At 70.0% G+C, this 20619-nt stretch carries 17 protein-coding genes and 1 pseudogene; 9 read left to right on the top strand and 9 right to left on the bottom strand.

The window, feature by feature from the left end; all coding sequences use genetic code 11:
• Positions 1 to 182 precede the first annotated feature (182 nt).
• The gene (locus ACLQ24_RS09605; protein ID WP_425890516.1) at positions 183 to 1628 is read left to right on the top strand and encodes a glycosyltransferase 87 family protein; all 1446 of its coding nucleotides are present in this window, start codon (positions 183 to 185) and stop codon (positions 1626 to 1628) included.
• 4 nt (positions 1629 to 1632) lie between these two features.
• On the opposite strand, the gene ACLQ24_RS09600 is transcribed toward ACLQ24_RS09605, so the two are convergent.
• Genes ACLQ24_RS09600 through moaC form a run of 4 tightly spaced genes read right to left on the bottom strand, consistent with a single transcriptional unit; the run spans position 1633 to position 4318 of the window.
• Entirely contained in the window at positions 1633 to 2061 is a 429-nt protein-coding gene (locus ACLQ24_RS09600; RefSeq protein ID WP_425890514.1) for a molybdenum cofactor biosynthesis protein MoaE, read from the bottom strand.
• The gene (locus ACLQ24_RS09595; RefSeq protein ID WP_425890513.1) at positions 2058 to 3314 is read right to left on the bottom strand and encodes a molybdopterin molybdotransferase MoeA; all 1257 of its coding nucleotides are present in this window, start codon (positions 3312 to 3314) and stop codon (positions 2058 to 2060) included. The genes ACLQ24_RS09600 and ACLQ24_RS09595 overlap by 4 nt, the downstream gene beginning before the upstream one ends.
• A 45-nt stretch (positions 3315 to 3359) precedes the next feature.
• Entirely contained in the window at positions 3360 to 3830 is a 471-nt protein-coding gene (locus ACLQ24_RS09590) for a MogA/MoaB family molybdenum cofactor biosynthesis protein (RefSeq protein ID WP_425890511.1), read from the bottom strand.
• A complete protein-coding gene (moaC, locus tag ACLQ24_RS09585; RefSeq protein WP_425890510.1) occupies positions 3827 to 4318 on the bottom strand; it encodes a cyclic pyranopterin monophosphate synthase MoaC in 492 nt (163 codons plus the stop codon). The genes ACLQ24_RS09590 and moaC overlap by 4 nt, the downstream gene beginning before the upstream one ends.
• Before the next feature lie 1121 nt (positions 4319 to 5439).
• Between moaC and ACLQ24_RS09580 the strand changes: the two genes are divergently transcribed.
• The 5 genes from ACLQ24_RS09580 (at position 5440) to ACLQ24_RS09560 (ending at position 10855) form a co-directional block, all read left to right on the top strand.
• A complete protein-coding gene (locus tag ACLQ24_RS09580) occupies positions 5440 to 7962 on the top strand; it encodes a putative bifunctional diguanylate cyclase/phosphodiesterase (protein ID WP_425890508.1) in 2523 nt (840 codons plus the stop codon).
• A gap of 89 nt (positions 7963 to 8051) precedes the next feature.
• Positions 8052 to 9377 carry a glycosyltransferase 87 family protein gene (locus ACLQ24_RS09575; protein ID WP_425890507.1) on the top strand — a complete coding sequence of 442 codons (1326 nt, stop codon included), beginning with the start codon at positions 8052 to 8054 and terminating at the stop codon, positions 9375 to 9377.
• A gap of 41 nt (positions 9378 to 9418) precedes the next feature.
• On the top strand, positions 9419 to 10051 hold the full coding sequence (locus ACLQ24_RS09570; RefSeq protein ID WP_425890505.1) for a phosphoribosyltransferase: 633 nt from the start codon (positions 9419 to 9421) through the stop codon (positions 10049 to 10051).
• A gap of 22 nt (positions 10052 to 10073) precedes the next feature.
• Positions 10074 to 10454: a zf-TFIIB domain-containing protein gene (locus tag ACLQ24_RS09565; RefSeq protein ID WP_425890504.1), complete on the top strand. Its 381-nt coding sequence runs from the start codon at positions 10074 to 10076 to the stop codon at positions 10452 to 10454.
• Positions 10455 to 10645: 191 nt separating this feature from the next.
• Positions 10646 to 10855 carry a helix-hairpin-helix domain-containing protein gene (locus ACLQ24_RS09560; protein WP_425890502.1) on the top strand — a complete coding sequence of 70 codons (210 nt, stop codon included), beginning with the start codon at positions 10646 to 10648 and terminating at the stop codon, positions 10853 to 10855.
• A 77-nt stretch (positions 10856 to 10932) separates the two neighbouring features.
• Here the strand turns inward: ACLQ24_RS09560 and ACLQ24_RS09555 are convergent, their stop codons facing one another.
• On the bottom strand, positions 10933 to 14940 hold the full coding sequence (locus ACLQ24_RS09555) for a replicative DNA helicase (protein WP_425890500.1): 4008 nt from the start codon (positions 14938 to 14940) through the stop codon (positions 10933 to 10935).
• A gap of 526 nt (positions 14941 to 15466) precedes the next feature.
• On the opposite strand from ACLQ24_RS09555, the gene ACLQ24_RS09550 reads away from it, so the two are divergent.
• Positions 15467 to 17032: a hypothetical protein gene (locus tag ACLQ24_RS09550; protein ID WP_425890498.1), complete on the top strand. Its 1566-nt coding sequence runs from the start codon at positions 15467 to 15469 to the stop codon at positions 17030 to 17032.
• Between the two features lie 87 nt (positions 17033 to 17119).
• Here ACLQ24_RS09550 and rplI read toward each other — a convergent pair whose 3' ends face one another.
• The 4 genes from rplI to rpsF form a co-directional block, all read right to left on the bottom strand.
• Positions 17120 to 17566 carry a 50S ribosomal protein L9 gene (rplI, locus tag ACLQ24_RS09545; protein ID WP_425890497.1) on the bottom strand — a complete coding sequence of 149 codons (447 nt, stop codon included), beginning with the start codon at positions 17564 to 17566 and terminating at the stop codon, positions 17120 to 17122.
• A 14-nt stretch (positions 17567 to 17580) separates the two neighbouring features.
• Positions 17581 to 17820: a 30S ribosomal protein S18 gene (gene rpsR, locus ACLQ24_RS09540; protein WP_007073789.1), complete on the bottom strand. Its 240-nt coding sequence runs from the start codon at positions 17818 to 17820 to the stop codon at positions 17581 to 17583.
• Positions 17821 to 17861: 41 nt separating this feature from the next.
• On the bottom strand, positions 17862 to 18395 hold the full coding sequence (locus tag ACLQ24_RS09535; protein WP_234582687.1) for a single-stranded DNA-binding protein: 534 nt from the start codon (positions 18393 to 18395) through the stop codon (positions 17862 to 17864).
• A 90-nt stretch (positions 18396 to 18485) separates the two neighbouring features.
• Entirely contained in the window at positions 18486 to 18776 is a 291-nt protein-coding gene (rpsF, locus tag ACLQ24_RS09530; RefSeq protein WP_007453836.1) for a 30S ribosomal protein S6, read from the bottom strand.
• A 629-nt stretch (positions 18777 to 19405) separates the two neighbouring features.
• Here rpsF and ACLQ24_RS09525 point away from each other — a divergent pair.
• Entirely contained in the window at positions 19406 to 20197 is a 792-nt protein-coding gene (locus ACLQ24_RS09525; protein ID WP_425890495.1) for a deoxyribonuclease IV, read from the top strand.
• Positions 20194 to 20619: pseudogene (locus ACLQ24_RS09520) on the top strand (hypothetical protein); the annotation flags it as partial. The gene ACLQ24_RS09525 and the pseudogene ACLQ24_RS09520, both read left to right, overlap by 4 nt.

Here is a 20619-nt window from a genome sequence, read left to right as displayed (position 1 = left end):
CCCCGCTAAGGCCGCGAATTACCTGAACCACCCGGTAGGCGTTAACGCGGTGGAAATGTCAAAAACATGTGTGGGATCGGACACGGTCGCATAACGCGGGAGGCACTGACGTGAGGCGCCGTTCTAGGCTCCGTGCAGGACCTGGACGGGTAGGACGACCTTGGTACGGGGGTGGCCACGCCATGCCGACGACTGTCGGTAGACGGGCGGTCCGCCTCGCCCCACTTCAGCGCATGACGCGCGGGATCGATCGCAGGAACGTCGTACGGGGCGTCATCGTGGCCGCCGTCGCCTACGCCGCATGGCTCGCCATCGGTGAGTTCGGGCGACCGTACAACTTCTTCGACATGAAGATCTACCATGGCGCGGTGGTGTGGTGGGCGAGCGGTCACGAGCTCTACGAGTTCATCGCGCCCGGCACCACGCTCGGATTCACCTACCCGCCGTTCGCCGGCCTCGTCATGTTGCCGATGGCACAGCTACCGATCGGCGCGGCCGCGATAATCAACGCCCTGGCCAGCATCGCCGCGCTGGCCCTGGTGCTGGCCGGACTGCTGCGCCCCATCGTGGACCGGTTGGGCTGGCCACTGTGGTTCACCGTGGCCCTGGCGGTCCCGCTCGCCGTCGCCATCGAGCCCAGCCGCGAGACCCTGGGCTACGGCCAGGTCAACCTCCTGCTGTTCGCCCTGATCATGGGGGACCTCATCGGACTGCGCTGGCGCTCGCGCCGGGGCACCCACTACGCCGCCAGCGACGGTCCGCTGCTGCGCTTCGTCTACGGTGGCGCCTGGGCGGGTGCCGGCATCGGCCTGGCCACCGCCGTCAAGCTCACCCCGGCACTGTTCATCGCCTACCTGATGATCACCCGCCAGTGGCGGGTAGCCGCCACCGCGATCGGCACCACGATCGGCGTGACGATCGGGACCTTCGCGGTCGTCGGCGACGAATCACGGACGTACTTCGGTAGTGTGCTCTGGCAGACCGAGCGGGTCGGCGCGGCCGACATGACGCCGAACCAGTCACTCGCCGGCCTGCTGGCCCGGCTGTACGACTCGATCGAGACTCCCGGCCTGCTCTGGCTCGCCTTCTCGGTGCTGATCCTGGCGGTGGGCCTGTCCCGGGCGGCCAGTTCACGCGCCGACGGTGACGAGCTGACCGCGTTCACGCTTGTCGGTCTGACCGCCAATGTGATCAGCCCGATCTCCTGGACGCACCACCTCGTCTGGGTGATCCCGGCGATCATCGTGCTGGCCGACGCGGCCGTACGTCGACGCGAGGCGAGCAGGGGCCTCACGCAGCGCACCGGTCAGGGCCTGGTGTTCGGCGGCCTGAGCGGCCTCAACGCTCTCCGCCCGCCGATCTGGTATCCCACACTGACCGGGTTCCGGCACGGCGTCGCCGCTGTCGGGCTCTATCTGCTGTTCCTGGTCTCCCCCATCTGGCCGTACGAGCACCAGTTGCCGGAGGTGTCCCACTACCAGGACGGCCTGTTCGGGGCGCTGATGGAGAACTCGCTGGCTCTCGCCCTGATCGTGCTGGTGGCGGCACTGCCCTGGCGACCCGGCGCCGAGCCGGCCTTCTACGGCGAACGACTCTCCCGGGTCATGGTGTTGAACGGCCGCCGCTGAGCGGTCAGGGACAGTTGACCCACTCTTCGGTGCCGTCGGCGAAGATCTGCCGCTTCCAGATCGGCAACCGGGCCTTGGCCTCGTCGACCAGGCGGGCGCAGGCAGCGAAGGCCGCAGCGCGGTGTGCCGTGCTCACCGCGGCGACCAGCGCCACGTCACCGATGGCCAATGGCCCGACCCGGTGCGAGACCGCTACCGCGTACACGTCGGGGTCGGCGGCGATCTCGGCGGCGACCTCACGCAGAACCTGCGCGGCGCTGGGGTGCCCCTCGTAATGCAGGGTCACCACCGCACGCCCGTGGTCGTGGTCGCGCACGACGCCCTGGAAGGAGACGACCGCGCCGGCCCGGCGGTCGGCGACCGCCGCCTCGTGCGCGGCGAGGTCGAGGGGCCGGTCGGTGACCTCGACGATGGTGATCGACGGCCCGGTCACGACGCCCGCTCCCCGGGCAGCAACGGCAACGGCACGATCGGCACCAGGTCGCCCTGCGCACCGCTGGTGCCCGGCCGGATGACGGCGAACCCGTCGGCGCCCGCGAGGCCGCGCAGCATCGCCGAACCGACGTGCCGCACCGGGTACGCCGTGCCGGCGGCCCGGTCCACACGAACCAGCGCCAGGTGGGTCTGGTCGCCGCGCCCGGGCACCGCCTCGGCCAACGTGGCCTGCGGAAACACCGGCATCGAACGTCCCTGGAGCCCGGCGAGCAGCGGCGCGACCAGTGACACCAGCGCGACGATGGCGGACTGCGGATTGCCCGGCAGGCCGGCGACGAACCGGACCCGCCCGTCAGGATCGGCCAGCCGGGCCAGCAACATCGGGAATCCCGGCCGGACCGCCACCGTGTTGACCACGTAGTCGGCGCCGAGCGCCTCCAGGCTCGGGTGCAGGTGGTCGACCGGACCGTGCATCGTGCCGCCGGTGGTGCAGACCAGGTCGGCGTTGGCCAGTGCCGTCCGCAGCGCCGCCACGTGCGCGGGCAGCGTGTCGGCCACCGGACCCACCACGTCCGAGGGGCGGACCTGGCAGCCGTACCGCCGTAGCCACGCCGGCACCGCCGGGCCCAGCGCGTCGCGTACGCGGCCCGCCGCCGGCGGACCCGCCGTCAGCAACTCGTCGCCGAAAACCAGCAGCGCGGCGCGCGGCGCCCGCCGGACCCGCAGCGTGTCGTGCCCGCAGGACGCGGCCAGGCCGATCACCGCCGGGTCGACCGGCGTACCGACGGGCAGCAGTTCCTCATCGGCGTACGCCTCCTCGCCCGGCTGCCGCCACTCCGGCGTCTGCCGGGGCGTGCCGCTGACCAGGCTGTCGGTGACGGTGGACTCCTCGATGCGCAGCACGCCGCTGGCACCCTCCGGGACCATGGCTCCGGTCGCGATCTCGACGGTCGTGCCGTCCTCGGTGAGTGGCCCGGGAGTGTTGCCGGCCAGCACCCGGCCGACGATCTGCCACGGCCCGTCGCCCCGGACGGCCCAGCCGTCCACGCTCGAGGTGGGGAACGCGGGCAGGTCGGTGCGGGTGGTCAACGGCTCGGCCAAGGTCAGACCGTCGGTGTCGACGAGCGGCCGGGCGACGGCGGGCAGTGCGGCGGCCAGGCCGACCGCGTACACCCGGGACCGCGCCTCCTCCCACCCTGCCGGCGGGGGCGCGGCGACCCGGTCCGCCGTTGGTGTGGTTTCCGTTCTCACCGACCGAGCCTATCGGGACGGGCGGACAGCCGGCACGGTCAGGCCCTAATGGTCGCCGCCGCGCAGTTGGTCGACGGTGTGGCCGAGGATCGGCCCGAGCACGGCCAGCCCGTCGCGGGCACCGCCTGTCGAGCCGGGCAGGTTGACCACCAGCATCCGGCCGGCCACCCCGGCCAAGCCGCGGGACAACACCGAGGTGGGCACCCGGTCCCGACTGTGTGACCGGATCGCCTCGGCGATGCCGGGAATCTCGTAGTCCAGCAGGGCCCGGGTCACGTCCGGTGTCCGATCCGACGGGGTGACCCCGGTGCCACCGCTGGTGAGCACCACGTCAAGCCCGTCGGTGAGGGCATCTCGCAGGGCGTCACCGACGGGCTCGCCGTCGGGCACCACCACCGGATCGTCGACCTGACAGCCCAGCTCGCGCAGGCCCGTGACGAGCAACGGGCCGCTGGTGTCGGCGTACACGCCGGCCGCCGCCCGGTTGGACGCGACGATCACCCGGGCCCGGATCACGGCCGATCCTCCGGCCGGACCCACTCGCCGGTCTTGCCGCCCTCCTTGCGCAGCACCCGGACCGCCTCCACCGAGGCCGCCGGGTCGACCGCCTTGACCATGTCGATGAGTGCGAGACCGGCGACCGCGACGGCGGTCAGCGCCTCCATCTCGACCCCCGTCCGGTCCGCCGTGCGGGCGGTGGCGGTGATCTCCACGGTGTCGGTCGTCAACCGCAGGTCGACGGTGACCCCGTGCAGGGCGATGGGGTGGCAGAGCGGGATCAGCTCCGGAGTGCGTTTGGCTCCCATGATGCCGGCGAGCCGACCCACCGCCAGCGCGTCACCCTTGGGCAGCCCGTCCCGGTGCAGCAGGTCGATGACCTCGGATGTGGTGCGCAATCGGCCGGCCGCGACCGCCAACCGCCCGGTCACCGACTTGGCGGAGACATCGACCATGCGGGCCGCGCCGGCACGGTCGACGTGGCTGAGCTGTGCGGGTTCGGTCACGGTCGTGAGCCTATCGGTGTGGTACGACGCTGGCGCGTTCGGAAGGGGCGACGGCACAGCATCTCGCCGGGTGCGACGGCCTGTCCACTCGACGTCGCCCCTTCCTGGCTGGACCCGCCACCGAGGGCTGGACCCGCCACCGAGGGCGCTGGGGGGAGACCTGGGCGGCGGGCGCGTCTCGACAACCTGGTTCTGCCCAGGGGCAGAACCTCCCCCGTTCGTCGATACGCGACAGAAGCCACCGAGCAGAGCGTCCCGGCCGGCGTGGAGCTCCTTCTGGAAGCAGAAGACATCGATCACCTCCGGCCGCAAGGTGAGCCGATAGCCGTTCCTTGCCGCACGAGAGTCGCTTCCGCGAGCTCTGACGTCTCGAACTCTCGGCGGAGATTGGCCGCACAGGTCCGCACATTCGCCACCGCGGATCGCGGAGGGTGATCGACCCACAGCTCGTCTATGAGATTGACCAACGCCACCAACCGGCTTGGTTGGACCGCGAGCATCGCGAAGATTACCCGTTGTTTCGGCGTACCCAGGTGCAACTTGTGCTCGGCAAGCAGCACCTCCATGTCACACCGAGCAGGTTGACCTCCACCGTTCCCACGAATTCACATCCATCGGTGTTTAGCTGATCACGCTGGGAAAGGCTAACGGTGTCCGCAATTCGAACCAACTCCTCGACCAGGCCACCCAAACCCACACCGACCAGGCAGGAGAGACCAGATTCCGCCCGACCGGATTTAGCCTGGACCCGAACTGACGGATGAGGCCAACTGCACACCGTCGCCACACTAGGGAGGAGGTGGCAACGCCGATAGCCTCGCAGCAGCACGCAAGCTGCGGATCGCCAGTGCAGTACGACCGCGCTCCGCTCAGGCGGCATGGACAGACCGTCACAAAGCTCGCCAGCTTGGCTAATGTTGCGTATACCGACATTTATTGCTACTAAAACCGCGCAACTCCTCTTAGGCTTCCCGTCACGAGAACGGTTCCGGAATACGGAAACGGCCGGACGAGTGGAGGGAGCATGCAATGCGCGGCAGCGACTGGTACTGACATCCGGGTGGCACTGAGCGGTAAGCTCCCGTCGTCAACAGGTAACTGTCGGCGACGACGGGAGCTTCATGATCCAGGGGTCACCGCAGAGTCCCAGGACAGACCGACAGCTCCTGCTGCTCGTCGGTCTCATCGTCGTAATGGCAATCGTCCCCACAGTCGTCGCCGGGGCCAACGTGTTGACCCGTCCGCCCGTCTCCGTGGGCGACGGCGCGACGTTCGTGGCGCTGACCTTCATGACTGCGCTCGGCACGATCGTCATGGCGCCTATCCGCATCCGCTCAACCACACACGCGATCACCTGGGTCGAAACGGCGATCGTGATAGGACTCGCCGTCGCACCACCCTCCTGGGTGGTGCTGGCAACGGGGGCCGGCGTCGGTGTGGGGTCGGCCATCATGAAGCTGCCCATGATCAAGGCGGCCTTCGCAGTCAGCAAGAACATCCTGGTGGCCGGTGGGGCGGGCGTCGCCACTCTGGCCGTTCACTGGCACTGGCCGTCGGCCGGCGTGGTCGAACTGGCCTCTCTCCTCGGTGTGATCTACCTGGTAGCGGCGCTGCTCGACGATCTGCTGGCGATCCCGGTGATCGCGCTGGCCACCGGCACACCGGTTTCCCATCGGTTTCTGAACAACCTCGACCTGCGGCTTGCCGGCTTCGGCGTGCGCTTCATCGTGGCTTTCTGCACGCTCCTCATCCTCCGGGAGGATCCCCGACTGTTGCTTGCCGTCCCGCCACTGATGTTGAGCCTGCACCTCGCCTACTCCGCACGGATCCGTGGCCGCACCGAACAGCAGGCATGGCAGCGACTCGCTCGCACCACCGACGCGCTCAACGTGGTGGACCTGGACAACGTGCTCACCACCGCCGTCACCCAGGCCGCCGAACTGTTCTCCGCAGACGAGGTCGAGATCGAGCTGCGCGACGGTGGGCGCACTGTCCGGGGCACCACCGGCGGCATCACCTTCGACGGACCGACCGACACGCCGACCGAGGTGGACGGCACCATCGTGCCCACCCCGCTGGAGGGCCACGACAGCTCCGTCGACGTCGGCGTCCTGCGCCTGCGCTTCCGTGGGCCGGTCGAGCTGTCCGAGCGGGAGCAGTACACGCTGCGTACCTTCGCCTCGGCTCTCTGCACTGCGGTCCGCAACGCACAGGCGTACGCGGAGCTGGCCCGGGTGGCCAACGAGCACGCGTACGCCGCCGCGCACGACGCGCTCACCGACCTCGCGAACCGGCGGCACCTGCTCGACCAGGGCACCGAGCAGCTCAGCGCCCGGCACGCCGACGGGGTGACCGCGCTGGTGTTGATCGACCTCAACCACTTCAAGGAGGTCAACGACACCCTCGGCCACGCTGCCGGCGACCAGGTGCTGGTCCAGGTCGCCGACCGGCTCCGCGGGGCCGCTCAGTCGAGCGACCTGGTGGCCCGCCTCGGCGGCGACGAGTTCGCCGTACTCCTGCGCGGGCTACCGGCCCCGGCGGTGGCCGCGCACCGGGCCGAGACGCTGCTCGCCGCCCTGCACGAGCCGTTCGAACTGGACGGCATGCGGATCAGCGTCGAGGCCAGCGGCGGGATCTCCGTGGCCCCGGCCAGCGGTGGCATGCCCGAGCTGCTGCGCCGCGCGGACGTGGCGATGTACCAGGCGAAGCGGGCCGGCCAGCGGATCTCCACCTACGCCCCGGCCCGGGACACCGCCGACCTGAACCGTCTCACCCTCGGCGGTGATCTGCCGCGCGCGGTCGCCGACCACGAGTTCATCGTCAACTTCCAACCGATCGTCGATCTGGGCACCGGCGAGGTGACCAGCGCCGAGGCGCTGGCCCGCTGGCACCATCCCACCCACGGGCTGATCGATCCGCTGCGTTTCCTGGAGGCGGTGGAGCGTTCGGGAATGCTGCCGGCCTTCGCCGAGGCGATCCTCGACCAGGCACTGATCGCCGCGGCCGACTGGCGCGACGCCGGATTCGACGTACCGGTCGCGGTCAACGTCTCACCGCGCAGCCTGCTCGACGCACGCTTCCCCGGCTCGGTGCTGGCCCGGCTGCGCGCCCACGACCTCCCGCCGGAGCGGCTGGTACTGGAGCTGACCGAGACGTTGACGCTCAGCCAGCTCGACGTGGTCGACCGGGTACTCAACCGGCTACGCGACGAGGGCGTCCGATTGGCGCTGGACGACTTTGGCACCGGCTACTCCTCACTTTCCCTGCTCTCCCGGATACCCGTGCACGAGCTCAAGATCGACCGCAGCTTCGTCACGACCATGGAGAGTTCGGCCGAAGCCGCGGCCGTCATCCGATCCACCCTCGACCTGGGCCGCAGTCTCAACCTGGCGGTGGTCGCCGAGGGCGTGGAGAGCGAACCGCAGCGGCGCGCCCTCTGGGAGTTGGGCTGCACGGCCGGTCAGGGCCACCTGTTCGCCCGACCGATGCCCGCCGGCACCCTGCTCGCCGCGTTGCAGCGCGGATCGGGTGGTCAACCCGGGACTCTGGCACCGCCGCTGCACGACACCGGCGCGGTGATCCGGCTCAACCAGACCCGCCGTCAGACCGGCCGCTCCCGCCCGGACCGCCACCTCCCGGCCTGACCGAGTACGACCCCCGGCGCCCGGCGAAACCCCCAGGCGCGGCCACGCGGACAGCGAGGTGAGCAGCGAGATCTGCCAGACTGACGCCCGTGACCGCCGACGCCCCGACCGCCCGCCGCCGAAGCTGGCGGACGCTCGACACCGCCGCCGGCGGACTCGCGCTCGACCTGGGCCTCTACTCCGTCTCGGCCCTCTTCGCGGCGATCACCGCGAGCACGTCGACCCTCCTGCCGCACCGGGCCTGGGGTGCCGTCGCCGCCACCGGCTACCTGGTCGCGACGCTGGCGGTGCTCGTCCAACTCGTGGTACGCCGGCGCAACCCCCGACTGGTCGGTCTCCCGGCCCGCTGGGCGGTGACCGGCTTCGCCTGGGTGACCACCGCACTGCTACCCGTGCTCTGGCAGAGCGTCGAACGGGCCAACGGACGCACCGACCGGGCGCAGGAGGAGGTGCTGGTCGTCGAGCAGGCCGGCATCCGCCTGCTCGACCACGGCACGCCGTACCTCGGGAGGGACGCGATCGCCGCCCTGCCACCCGGTGAACAACTGCTCGGCTACACGCCCTACCAGCCGGGCATGGCCATGTTCGGCCTGCCCCGGGCACTCGTCGACACCTGGTGGACCGACGCCCGCGTGTGGTTCGCGGTAGGCACCGCGCTGGCGCTCGCCCTGGCCGTGGTCACCCTGCGCGCCGCGCCCGCCACCCTCGGCGGGGATCGCCGGCGGGAGGACGCCGCCCTGCTGCGCGGAGTGCAGGCCGCCACCGTCCTGCCCATCTGCGCGCTCACCCTGGCGACCGGCGGCGACGACCTACCCGTGCTCGCCCTCTGCCTGCTGGCCCTCGCGCTCGCCGCCGCCGGGCGGCCGGGCCGTGCCGGCCTCGCGGTCGGGCTGGCCGGCGCGCTGAAACTGTTCGCCTGGCCGATCGCCCTGGTCCTGATCGTCTGGGGCCTGACCCGGCGAGCCGGTGCCCGGGTCGCTGCCGGTGCCATCGGGCTGCCCGTGGTCGCCCTCGTCCCGGCGCTGCTGGTCGACCGCGACGCGCTGACCGAGAACGTGCTGCGCTTCCCGCTCGGCCACGGCCTGGTCACCAGCCCGGCGCAATCCCCGTTCCCCGGTCATCTGATCGCCACCGCGCTGCCCGGAGGCCGGCTGATCGCGGCCGCCCTCCTGGTCGTGGCCGGCGCGGCCATCGCCGTCCGACTCGCGCGCCGCCCGCCCGGCACCGCCGCGGCCAGCGCACTGATCTGCGGGTACGGGCTACTCGCCGCCATCGCTCTCATGCCCTCCACCCGGTTCGGCTACCTGCTGTACCCGCTCGCCCTGCTCGTCTGGGCACCCGCCCTGCACCGCCCGGAGCCCGCACCGACCACTCCGACGCCCGAGCACCTGCCCGGTCGGACCACATCGGCGTAACCGGCGGGCGGAACCACGCCGCACGGCGTACACCTGAAGGCATGACCACGTACCGAGACCGCGCCGATGCGGGACGGGTGCTCGCCGAGCGCCTCACCGCCCTGGTCGGCGAACCGGATGCCGTCGTCCTCGGCCTGGTCCGCGGCGGCGTGCCGGTGGCCCGGGTCGTCGCCGAACGGCTCGGAGCCCCCCTCGACGTGCTGGTCGTCCGCAAGCTCGGCATGCCCTGGGCGCGGGAGGTCGCCTTCGGCGCGCTCGGCCCGGGCGGGGTGCAGGTGCTCAACGACGCGATCGCCAGTCGTCTCAGCAGCGACGACATCGCCGAGGTCAGCCACCGCGAACAGGCTGAGCTGGAGCGCCGGGAGCGGCTCTACCGGGGCGGTCGCCCACCACTGGACCTCACCGGGTGCGTCGCCGTGATCGTCGACGACGGTCTGGCCACCGGCGCGACCGCCCGTGCCGCCGTCGAGGTCGCCCGCCGGCTCGGTGCCCGCCGGGTGGTGGTGGCCGTGCCGGTCGGTGCCCAGGAGGCGTACGAACTGCTGGCCGCCGAGGCCGACCAGGTCGTCTGCGCCCAGCGCCCGCCTGATTTCGGCTCGGTCAGCGTCTACTACGACGATTTCCACGAGGTCTCCGACGACGAAGTCATCGAGGCGCTCACAGCAATCGCCTAGGTCGACCGGGTACCGTCGTGTGATGAGTAGCCTCATCTGTCCCAAGTGTCGCGGCGAGATGCGTCAGTACGAGCGCAGCGGCGTCGTCATCGACCAGTGCGACGAGTGCCGGGGAATCTTCCTCGACCGTGGCGAACTCGAGAAGCTGTTCGAGGCAGAGGCCAACTGGAGTCGCCAGCAGGCCGAACCGACCGCGCCGGCACAGCAGCCGGGTGGCTACCCGCCGCCTCCGCCCGTCCAGCACCAGCCCGGTTACGGCGCCGTCCCCCCGCCGCCGCCCCCACCGCCCGCGCACGGCTACCCGCCGGCACCCGCCTACGGCCACCAGCAGCAGCACCACGGCTACCACGGCCATTACCGGCAGAAGAAGCGCAAGAGCTTCCTCGACGAGATGTTCGGCTGAGTCCGGCCGAAGATTCCGCCCGGGTCGGTACACGCGGTCGACCCGGGCAACGCCGGTCCCGATCGAGGCCGCCCGACACGCCTGGTGGATCCGGCGGTCGGCGTCCGCCTTCGACCGGCCGAGCGGCATCGTCCGGCTGTGGAGGGAGACCGCCCCGGCGGCGGTCCGCGCCGCCTCATCGGGGTGACGTGATGAACGAGGAAGACGTGAAACCTTCAACCGACACGCTGCCGAAGATCGGTGCGCCGGCCACGCGCGCTTTGCACAATGCGGGCTACACGACTCTGCGCAAGCTGGCCGGGGTGCCCCGTACGGAACTGGCCGCGCTACACGGCATGGGCCCGAAGGCGCTCGACATCATCCAGGCCGCTCTCGAGGAGCACGACCTCAGCCTGGGGTGATGCCTACCTCAAGGCGGGCTCGGCCGATTGTCGCAGTCGGAAGATCGGCGAGCGGCACGTTGCGCCGAGGACGCCGATCAGCCGATAGCCATGTCCACGAATCGCGACAGATGCAGCTGGGCCGCGACCGTCACCGTGTCGGTCGGCCCATTTCGATGCTTAGCAACAATAAAATCCGCTTCCCCGGCCCGCGGTGACTCCTTGTCATAGTAGTCGTCGCGGTGCAGAAGGATGACAACGTCGGCGTCCTGCTCGATCGAGTTGTGGGTGGCGATGCCGTTCGCCACGAAGTTGTGTGTACCGAGAACCGTCGCGTCGAACACCTCCTGCTCACCGATTGGCTCGATAGACACGATCGAGTCCCAGAAGATGTCGTTGGTCGCGTGCAGGTCGAGGTCGGCAGAGTCGAGCACCGCGGCAACCGCCGCGAGCCGAGAGCGGCTGGGCGCGTGCTTCGAGAGCGTGCTGCCGCAGAACTCCCTGGACGCCATCGACCTGGGGTCGGTGACCAACTGGGTGCCGATGGCCTTCGCGAACTCTCGGTGGGACATCCCCTGCTCGACCAGGATTTCCTTGACCTTGGACCAGACCTCGCGGGGGACCGTGTCGACGCCGGTATTGCTCTCCGTCGATTCCAGGGCGGCAAGCAGAGCAGCACAACCCTCCGACCGCTGGCCGTGGACTCCAATCTCACGCAGAAACCTCAACTGGTCGTCCCGGCCGGAGATGTCGAGCGTGTACTGGGGACGGTGGCCAACCACCGACACGGCCCGGAGACGGGCAGTGATGCCGTACCTCAGAAGCAGCCTGGAGATGTCTTCCAACATTCGCCGACTCGTGGACGAGAAGGAGACCCGTCCGCCGCGGCCTGAACTGTTGACGGTGACCGAGCCGTCAGTGGCCCAGAAATGCCGCAGGAAGACGGTCACCTGCTCCTTGGGAAGTCCGAAGACCGAGGATGGGATGAACTTCTCGTGCGAGCGCAGACCGAAGAGGCCCAAGCCGTCCAGCCACTCCGCTATCGGGTTACGTCGGCCTCGGGCCGGCCGGAAGGGGGCAGGCAGCCGCAGGGTGGTCACCCTCGCGGCCGCATAGTCGTCGCGCAGGGCGGTGATGCCGAAATGTTTCGCTGCCTCCGCCACCGCGTGCAGGTTCAACTCGTCCCGGCTCGCATAGCGAATCGGCTGACGTCGCACGAAGGAGCCGTCGCCCAGCAGGTGCGCCAGCATGACGACCTCTGCCTCAGCCCACGGGCGGATCGTCATCGGGGGCGGCAGGTGTCGTGGCGTGGCGATGCGGTCTCCCGGTGCCAGTTCACCCAGCGGCACCCATCCCGTGAAGGCAAGGAAGGGGTGGTTCGCCGTTGCGTCGATCTGCTTGCCTGAGGCCAGCGTCAACCGGAACACCTCACGGGTGCCGCTCGGGAAGACGTGGGTCATGGTGCGGGGGGTATAGCGAAGACCCTCGTCGAGGGCCCAGACTGGAATGTCTTTCGTCCGGTTCGACAGCAGTTCACCGAGCGTGATCTCCGCGTTGTTGTCTGCACGAACGACCCGGGTATCGGCAGTCAGACATCCCGATTCACGCAAGTCAGACAATTGCGGACGCTTGTCGGTGCGTTGTTCGGGGCCACGGTTGAGCTGACTCACCGCGATGACCGGGCACTCGACCTCCTTGGCCAGCAGCTTGAGGCCACGGGAGAGGTCGGCGACCTCCTGCTGCCGGCTTTCGGTGCGCTTCGGCGAGGTCATCAGCTGGAGGTAGTCGACCACGATCATCTTGAGGTCGTGTCGCTGCTTGAGCCGGCGCGCCTTGGCCCGGATCTCCATCAGGTTCATGCTCGGGGTGTCATCGACGAACAGCGGCGCCTCGCTGATCTCGCCCATGCACCGGGCCAGCTTGGTCCAGTCGTCGTCGGAGAGCTGGCCGCTGCGCAACACGTGCAGCGGCACCCGCGCCTCGGCCGAGAGCAGTCGCATGACGATCTCGACCTTGCTCATTTCCAGCGAGAAGATGGCTGCGGCCTGGTTGGCGCGGATCGCGGCATTTCGGGCGAAGTCCATACTGGCAGTGCTGTTGTGGGTGGGAATCATCGCCCGGCTGGCCAGGTAGAGATGGTCGGGGTTATCCACCGTGACACAACGGACCGGCACGCTCGGCACCTGGCGGACGTCGACGATAAAGCGGGAGGTCGTGCGCACGTTCGAGGCGGTACGGCGGCGCTCGGCGTGCGCCTCCTGCTTGCGCTTGAGTCGGAAGACGACATCCGGCGTGGAGAAGTTCAACGTGTATGCGATCGACGACTCGGGGGTGCGCCCGCGTACCGGCTTGGCGTTGACGGTGCAGCGGTAGCCGAGGCTGGCGATGAGCTCAAGAGCATCATCAGCCAGCCGCTTCGAGGTCGACGTGTACTGCAAGTTCCCGGCTGGGGCGACGGTGCCGTCCGTATCCATCAGGCCCGCGAGGAGCGCCCGGCGCTGGACCTCGGAGGCGCGCAGGTAAGCGGCCGGGATGTGCTTGGTCGGCGCTACCCCGGTCTGACGCAGCAGTCCGAGGAAAGAGCCGTTCTGGTTGTGGCAACCAGCGCATCGCCGAGTGGCGGAATTTTCCCGCAGCGCCCGGGTGGACGCGCCGCAGTCCACGCACACACCGTTCGCCGGAACAACGGAGGGGGTCGGCAGCAGAATGGTGTACACCAATGGACCGCTAGGTCGAACGACGAAGCCGTCCGCTTCGATGTGCTGGAGCATTTCAGCGTCAGCCGTGGTGAGCCGGCTGGCTTGACTGTGCCCGTCGCCGAGCCAGGCCCCGAGCGTGTAGGGCGGAATCGGTAGCTGCCGCTCCGGGAGGCAGAGCGGGGCGGTGTTCCGTACCGCATGGTTGAGCCGTCGCTCGCCAGTGTCGGTACGCAATGTGGCAGCGATTTCAGCAGTGGTGACCACGGCGTCGTGATCGACTCGAGTGCCAGCCGACGCCGTGTGGTCAGCCCGGCGGAGGAGGGCATCCAGCAGCGTGCCGGACGGGTAACCGGGCGCGGTCCAGTTTCGCGGCTTCCCGTTGCGAACAGTGGGGCGGGCTAGCCGACCGGTCGAACCGACCTCGGAAGCAACAGTCTGCAGGACGTGGCGGAACTCCGGCCCGATCTGCTCCACAGCTTCGAACAACGTGATCGGCTGGTTCCCTGCCCCGCTGTACCTCTCGCGCGCAGCGCGCGGCCTGACCAGCGACTCCTCCGGCCAGTACCGCCTCTGCTGGCTCGGCTTCTGCCGTCGGCTTGCCCCGCTGGTCGTCTTCCAGAGATGCTCTGCGTCCGCCACGATCACGGTGCCGTCCGAGAACTCGACCTCGTAGCAGGTGCGGCCGTGCATGACGTCGAAGGCGTGCGTGACGGTGGTGGGGCTGCCGTCCGCCGCCAGCAGTTGATCACCCACACGGACCTCGCCCATCGTGGTCCAGCCGTCCGGGGTCGGCAGCGGGGTGTCGAGCGCGAGCGCCTTGCCAAGACCGGGCCGGCCGGCCACGATGATCAATTGCCCCGCGTGCAGGCCGTTGAGCAGCCGGTCCAGGTCGCTGAAGCCGGTTGGCACACCGGTCATGACGCCGCCCTGCGCGCCCACCGCCTCGATCTCGTCCAGCGTCGGCTGGAGCATGTCAGCCAGGACTGCGAAGTCCTCGCTGACCCGGCGTTCGGTGACGTCGTAGACGGCCTGCTGGGCAAGGTCCACAACGTCGTCGACGTCGCGGCTGCCGCCGCTGGCGGTGCCGTAGCCCAGCTGCACGATCTTGGTGCCGGCCTCGACCAGCCGGCGCAGCACCGCCCGCTCGCTGACGATCCGCGCGTAGTACGAGGCGTTCGCGGCGGTGGGCACGCTGGCGATGAGGGTGTGCAGGTAGGGCGCGCCGCCGACGCGGACGAGGTCGCCGGAGTCGGCGAGCGCCGCCGCGACGGTGATCGAGTCAGCCGGCTCACCCCGACCGTAGATGTCGAGGATGATGTCGAAGATGGTGGCGTGCACCGGCCGGTAGAAGTCGTTGGTCTTGAGGATCTCGACGACGTCGGCGATGGCGTCCTTGGAGAGCAACATGCCGCCGAGGACGCACTGCTCGGCGGCGACGTCCTGGGGCGGGGTCTTGTCGAACTGGCCGTCCCGCTGCACGGGCGGCTGACCGTTGCCGGACCGTGCCTCCGCCCGCATGTCGTCGGTGACCGACACCGGTCCCCCCTCCACTGCGTCGGATCTGGTCCCAGCTCTACCGCCGGGGTACGACAGTTCTCCCGACCGAGCCGGTCGATCGGGGGCCATCGCGCCGGCGGTCGAGGGCCAACCATACGGACCCCGAGGTCAGCGACTCAACAGGCTCGGTGGACGAGCCTCGGGACAACCTGTGGACACCGGCGTACGAGCATGTGCGCAGGGTGTGCACAGGCTGTGGAAAACCGTTGGGGAATTCTCGGCCGCAAGCCGATGACCTGGCAAAACGCGATCCCCACCCTGTGGAGGAAGATATTTCGGTCGGATCTGTGACACGATCTTCCCGTACTATCTCCAGCGAACGGCTACACCTGGACAGCGGATTACGCTTTGGGTTCAGAAGGGTCACACTCCGGCCGTGAGTTACCGGGACTGGGGACGCGGGGAGGGCAGCCCGCGGGAGCGTCCGCCAACCGCCTCGTGGGGTCAGCCTGCGCTGCCCGCTCCGGTCGATCCGTACGACGAGGACGCGCGCTACCGCACCTCCAGCCGGCAGCGTGCGCGGGACCGTGGGCAGAACGAACCGGTCGACGCCTACCTGCCGCGATGGGCGCTGGAGTCGGGGGTCCGACGGGCTGACGGTGGTGGCCGGCATGCCGCTCGCGACGAGGACGATGTCGAGGCCGAGGCCGATGTCGAAGTCGAAGTCGAGGCCGAGGCCGAGGTCGAGCGCCCGAGTTCCGGTGCCGGCTGGCGCGGCGCCGAGGCGACGGGCAGGCGACGGGCCGACGCGAGCGGTTGGCGCGAGCAGCCGGCGATCGGCGCGGGCCCCGATTCGGACCACACCCGGGAGTGGACGCTCGACCGTCCCCAGGAGCAGGGGTACGCCGGCCGTCGGCGCGCCGACTCGGCGGAGGAGGAACCGGTCTCCGGCGCGGCCCCCGACCGTCGTCCCCGTCGTGCGCCGGCCGGTCGTCCCCAGGTGATCTGGTCCGGTGGGGATCTGGAGGCGGGCGCGGCCGAGACGGCATCCCCTCCGGAGGTGAGCCGGCCGACGCGGCGCAGCCGCCGCGCGGCGGAGGAGTCGTGGACGCGTCCGGCGGTCGATCCCTGGGAACGCGGGTCGGAGCGGCCGGCGGAGGCGGATCCGTCGTACGCGCCCGCGGTGGACCCGTGGGACGCGTCGGGTGTGCACGCGTGGCCGCCGCCCGGCCCGGACACCACGGACCTGAGCGGGCAGTGGTCCCCGGGGGAGAGTGTCGGTGGTTGGGAGCGGTCGGACCGCACCGGCCAGTGGGAGCGGTCCGCGGTCGAGGACGACCAGTGGGACCGGACGTTGCCACCCCGCTCGGATCGCCTGACGGAGGGATGGCCGAGCCGGGACAGCGGTTTCTGGTCCGGTACGCGGTTGTCCGGTGACGATCCGCGCTGGATGGACATGACGACGTCGGCGCCTCGGTCGCCGGTGGTGGGTTACACCGCTCCGAGGCCGCGCGCTGCTGCCGTACCCCCTGCCGGTGCCGGGCGTCGGGCGGACCGGTCGCCGGTCGGTACGGCGTCGGTGCGGCAGCGGGTCGAGTCGGTGGCGACGGGCGGTTGGGCGCGTCGTCTGGAGGACGACCTCCTCGACCCTGACCCGGGTGGGTCCGTCCGGCCGCTGCTCTACACCACCGCCTGCTATGTGGTGCCGGCGGTGCTGGTCTTCCTGTGGTTGCTGACGCTGGACGGGCAGGCGCCCGCCGGTTGTGTCACCGACATCAGTGGGGGTGGCTGCGACCCCGCACGGTCCCGTGCGTTGGAGTCGTTGCTCGCCGGCTCGCCGCGGTTCGGGTTGGCGCTGGCGAGCAGTCTGGTGGTGGCGGCGCTGCTGCGGCGGGTCGGCACGACGTGGCGGTCGGCGACGATCGCGCTCGCCGCGGCGGTGGTCGGCGGTGGTCTCTCCACGGTGCTGATCAGCGCGGTGACCGGTCAACCGATCGGCTGAGGCTGGCGAGCCGGGCCACTTGTGGCGGATGCGCGAGGGCCCGCACCGATCGCTCGGTGCGGGCCCTCGTCGTGGTCGGGCGGGTCGTCAGCCCTGAACGACGTTCAGGTTGAACGACGCGGTGACCTCGGGGTGCAGCTTGATCTTCACCGGGTAGGTGCCGGTCGACTTGATGTGACCGGGCACCTCCAGCCGGCGACGGTCGAGGACCGGACCGCCGGCGCCCTTGACGGCGTCGACGATCTCGGCCGAGGTGACCGAGCCGAAGAGCCGACCGCCGTCGCCGGCGCGGGCCTTCAGGCTGACCTTGAGACCCTCAAGCTGGCCCTTGACCTCGTTCGCGTGGTCGAGGTCGCGGATCTCACGGGCCGAGCGGGCCCGCTTGATGACCGTGACCTGCTTTTCCGCGCCCTTGGTCCAGGCGATCGCGAAGCCCTGCGGCAGCAGGTAGTTACGGCCGAAGCCGTCCTTGACCTCGACGATGTCGCCCGGGGCACCGAGGCCGGACACTTCCTGAGTCAGGATGATCTTCATATCGGTGCCTCCTCTCAGCGGGCCGTGGCGGTGTACGGCAGAAGCGCCATCTCGCGGGCGTTCTTGACCGCGCGGGCGATCTGCCGCTGCTGCTGCGAGGTCACACCGGTGACCCGCCGAGCGCGGATCTTGCCGCGGTCGGAGATGAACTTGCGCAGCAGCGCCGTGTCCTTGTAATCGATGTAGGTGATCCCGTCCTTGTCGAGCGGGTTCACCTTCTTCTTCGGCTTGCGAAGTGCCGCAGCCTTGGCCATTGACCTTGCTCCTGGTTTGCGATCGCGGGCGCTCGGCGCCATTAGAACGGAGGCTCCTCGTCGAAGTTGCCGCCCGAACCGGCACGCGCGGGAGAAGGTGCGGCCGAAGCCCAGGGGTCGTCGAAGTTGCCTCCGCCGCCACCCTGGCCACCACCACCGCCGCCACCGAAGCCGCCGCCACCGCCACCGGAGCGGGACATCTTCTGCACCTTCGCCGTGGCGTAGCGCAGCGACGGGCCGATCTCGTCGACCTCAAGCTCGATGACGGTGCGCTTCTCGCCCTCGCGGGTCTCGTAGGACCGCTGGCGCAGCCGGCCCGAGACGATCACGCGGGCGCCCCGCTGCAGCGACTCGGCGACGTGCTCCGCCGCCTGACGCCACACGGTGCAAGCCAGGAAGAGCGGCTCGCCGTCCTTCCACTCATTGGTGGTCTTGTCCATGAAACGGGGCGTCGAAGCGACCCGGAACTTGGCGACCGCCGCACCGGACGGGGTGAACCGCAACTCGGGGTCATCGGTCAGGTTGCCGATGACCGTGATGGTGGTGTCTCCTGCCATGACCATCTCCTCGCGCACTCAGCGTCTCGTCGTACAGGCTCCCAGAGCCGTACGACAGAGTCGCGGAGGCTGATCCGGGCGAACCGGGTTGAATGCCGGACTGAATGCTTAGCGCATCTCCGGCCGGATGACCTTGGTGCGCAGCACGGACTCGTTCAGCCGGAGCTGACGGTCCAGCTCGGCCACGGCAGCAGGCGTAGCCTGCAGGTCGACGACGGCGTAGATGCCCTCGGCCTTTTTGTTGATCTCGAACGCGAGGCGCCTGCGGCCCCACACGTCCGTCTTCTCAACCGAGCCACCCGCGGTCCGAATCACGTTCAGGTACGTGTCGAGCGACGGGGCGACGGTGCGCTCCTCGAGGCTGGGGTCGAGGATCACCATGATCTCGTAATGACGCAAGACGTGCTCACCTCCTGTGGGCTAAGCGGCCACGGTCCTTCCGTGGCAGGAGGTCGTGCGTCGCTGCCCGCACGTGCCGGGGGAACCCGGCCGGACGCGGACAACCTGACCAGGATACCCGGTCCGGACGATCATGCCCGGGGGCGGTCGGGTCGACATCCCGGGCATGCCGACGGGGGCTCGCCGTCCGACCGTCACTGGTCGGTGGCGAGCCCCCGTCAACGAGGCCGCGGAGCGTCCCGTCCGCATTCCTTGGGTGGGACCTGGGGAGGAACGACCACACCGATGAGGTTGGACCGGAGACGCCCCGCGGAGCTTTATCGTGTTGTTATCTGACGATACAACGGCTCTCGTCCCCTGTAGGAGCAAAAGGCGGAAATTTCCTAGATTCTGCGGCCGTGCCGGCCTGGTACGTCGAGGGATCGCCCCCGCAGCGCCGGGCCGCGCCACGGGGGTGACCTCGCTCTCGGGCTGACGAGCACCGGTCGCCATGCGCAGCGGGCCCGCCGCGACCAGCCCCGGACCCCGCTCGCCGGGTCCCGTTCCATCAACGATCGTCGTCAGCCGGGGTGACGACATCGCGCAGGCCGTCACCGCACCCGTCGGGGTCGCGACGTAGGCTCGCTGCCATGCGTATCGGAGCCCACGTCGATTCGACCGACCCGCTGGCGGAGGCGGCCGCCCGGGCCGCCGACACCGTGCAGTTCTTCCTCTCCGACCCGCAGGGATGGAAGGCCCCCAAGCTGCGGGAGGACGCCGAGCGGCTGCGCGCCGCCGAGGTCGACCTCTACGTGCACGCGCCGTACGTCATCAACGTGGCGACTCTCAACAACCGCATCCGCATCCCCAGCCGCAAGCTGCTGCTCGGGCACGCGACCGCAGCGGCCGAGATCGGCGCGAAGGGCCTGATCGTCCACGGTGGGCACGTCAACGCCGGGGACGACCTGGCGGTCGGCTTCGACAACTGGCGCAAGACCTTCGCGTACGCGGCCGACTCCGGCGGATTCGGCGTTCCGGTCCTGATCGAGAACACGGCCGGCGGCGACAACGCGTGCGCCCGCCGGCTGGACGCGCTCGCCCGACTCTGGGACGCGATCGGCGATTACGAGGTCGGCTTCTGCCTGGACACGTGTCACGCATACGCCGGGGGTGAGGAGTTGCTCGGCCTTGTCGACCGGGTGAAGGCGATCACCGGTCGGATCGATCTGGTGCACGCCAACAACTCCAAGGGCGCGTTCAACTCCGGCCAGGACCGGCACGACAACCTCGGCGGCGGAGCGATCGATCCGGAACTGGTGGTGGCGGTGATCCGGGCCGCCGGAGCGCCGGTGGTCGTCGAGACCCCGGGCGGCGTAACGGGCCAGGCCGCCGACATCGACTTCCTGCGCCAGCAGCTTCCGACGGAGCGCCCGGCAGCATGAAGACCGGAAAGTCCAAGCCGGGGAAGGCGCGGTCCACGTCCACCGGCAATGGCCCGATCCGACCGGCCACGCCGCCCACCGGCGACACGCCCACCACCCTGGCCGGGACCACGACGAGCGGCACGCCCCGGGACGACCCGGCGCAGGCCAGTTCCCCGAAGAGCGCCAGCACGGCCGCGAACGCCACCATGAAGGGCGACGCCACCGCGAAGGGCGACGCCACCATCAAGGGCGACGCCACCATCAAGGGCGACGCCACCATCAAGGGCGACGCCACCAAGAACGGGGGCGCGAAGAGCGCCCACAACAACCAGGCCGACGCGACCACGGCCGACACGGCCAAGGCCGACACGGCCAAGGCCGACACGGCCAAGGCCGACACGGCCAAGGCCGACACGGCCAAGGCCGACACGGCCAAGGCC

This window comes from Micromonospora sp. DT4, from assembly GCF_049841675.1.
Lineage (GTDB): Bacteria > Actinomycetota > Actinomycetes > Mycobacteriales > Micromonosporaceae > Micromonospora.
The sequence above is the reverse complement of the archived record's forward strand: the minus strand, read 5'-3'. Positions and strand labels throughout refer to the sequence as shown.

Coding starts and splice junctions, on each gene's coding strand:
- ACLQ24_RS09565 (WP_425890504.1), top strand. CDS start 10,074: ATGAGTAGCCTCATCTGTCCCAAGTGTCGCGGCGAGATGCGTCAGTAC.
- ACLQ24_RS09580 (WP_425890508.1), top strand. CDS start 5,440: ATGATCCAGGGGTCACCGCAGAGTCCCAGGACAGACCGACAGCTCCTG.
- rplI (WP_425890497.1), bottom strand. CDS start 17,566: ATGAAGATCATCCTGACTCAGGAAGTGTCCGGCCTCGGTGCCCCGGGC.
- ACLQ24_RS09570 (WP_425890505.1), top strand. CDS start 9,419: ATGACCACGTACCGAGACCGCGCCGATGCGGGACGGGTGCTCGCCGAG.
- ACLQ24_RS09555 (WP_425890500.1), bottom strand. CDS start 14,940: ATGTTGCTCTCCAAGGACGCCATCGCCGACGTCGTCGAGATCCTCAAG.
- rpsR (WP_007073789.1), bottom strand. CDS start 17,820: ATGGCCAAGGCTGCGGCACTTCGCAAGCCGAAGAAGAAGGTGAACCCG.
- ACLQ24_RS09560 (WP_425890502.1), top strand. CDS start 10,646: ATGAACGAGGAAGACGTGAAACCTTCAACCGACACGCTGCCGAAGATC.
- ACLQ24_RS09605 (WP_425890516.1), top strand. CDS start 183: ATGCCGACGACTGTCGGTAGACGGGCGGTCCGCCTCGCCCCACTTCAG.
- ACLQ24_RS09525 (WP_425890495.1), top strand. CDS start 19,406: ATGCGTATCGGAGCCCACGTCGATTCGACCGACCCGCTGGCGGAGGCG.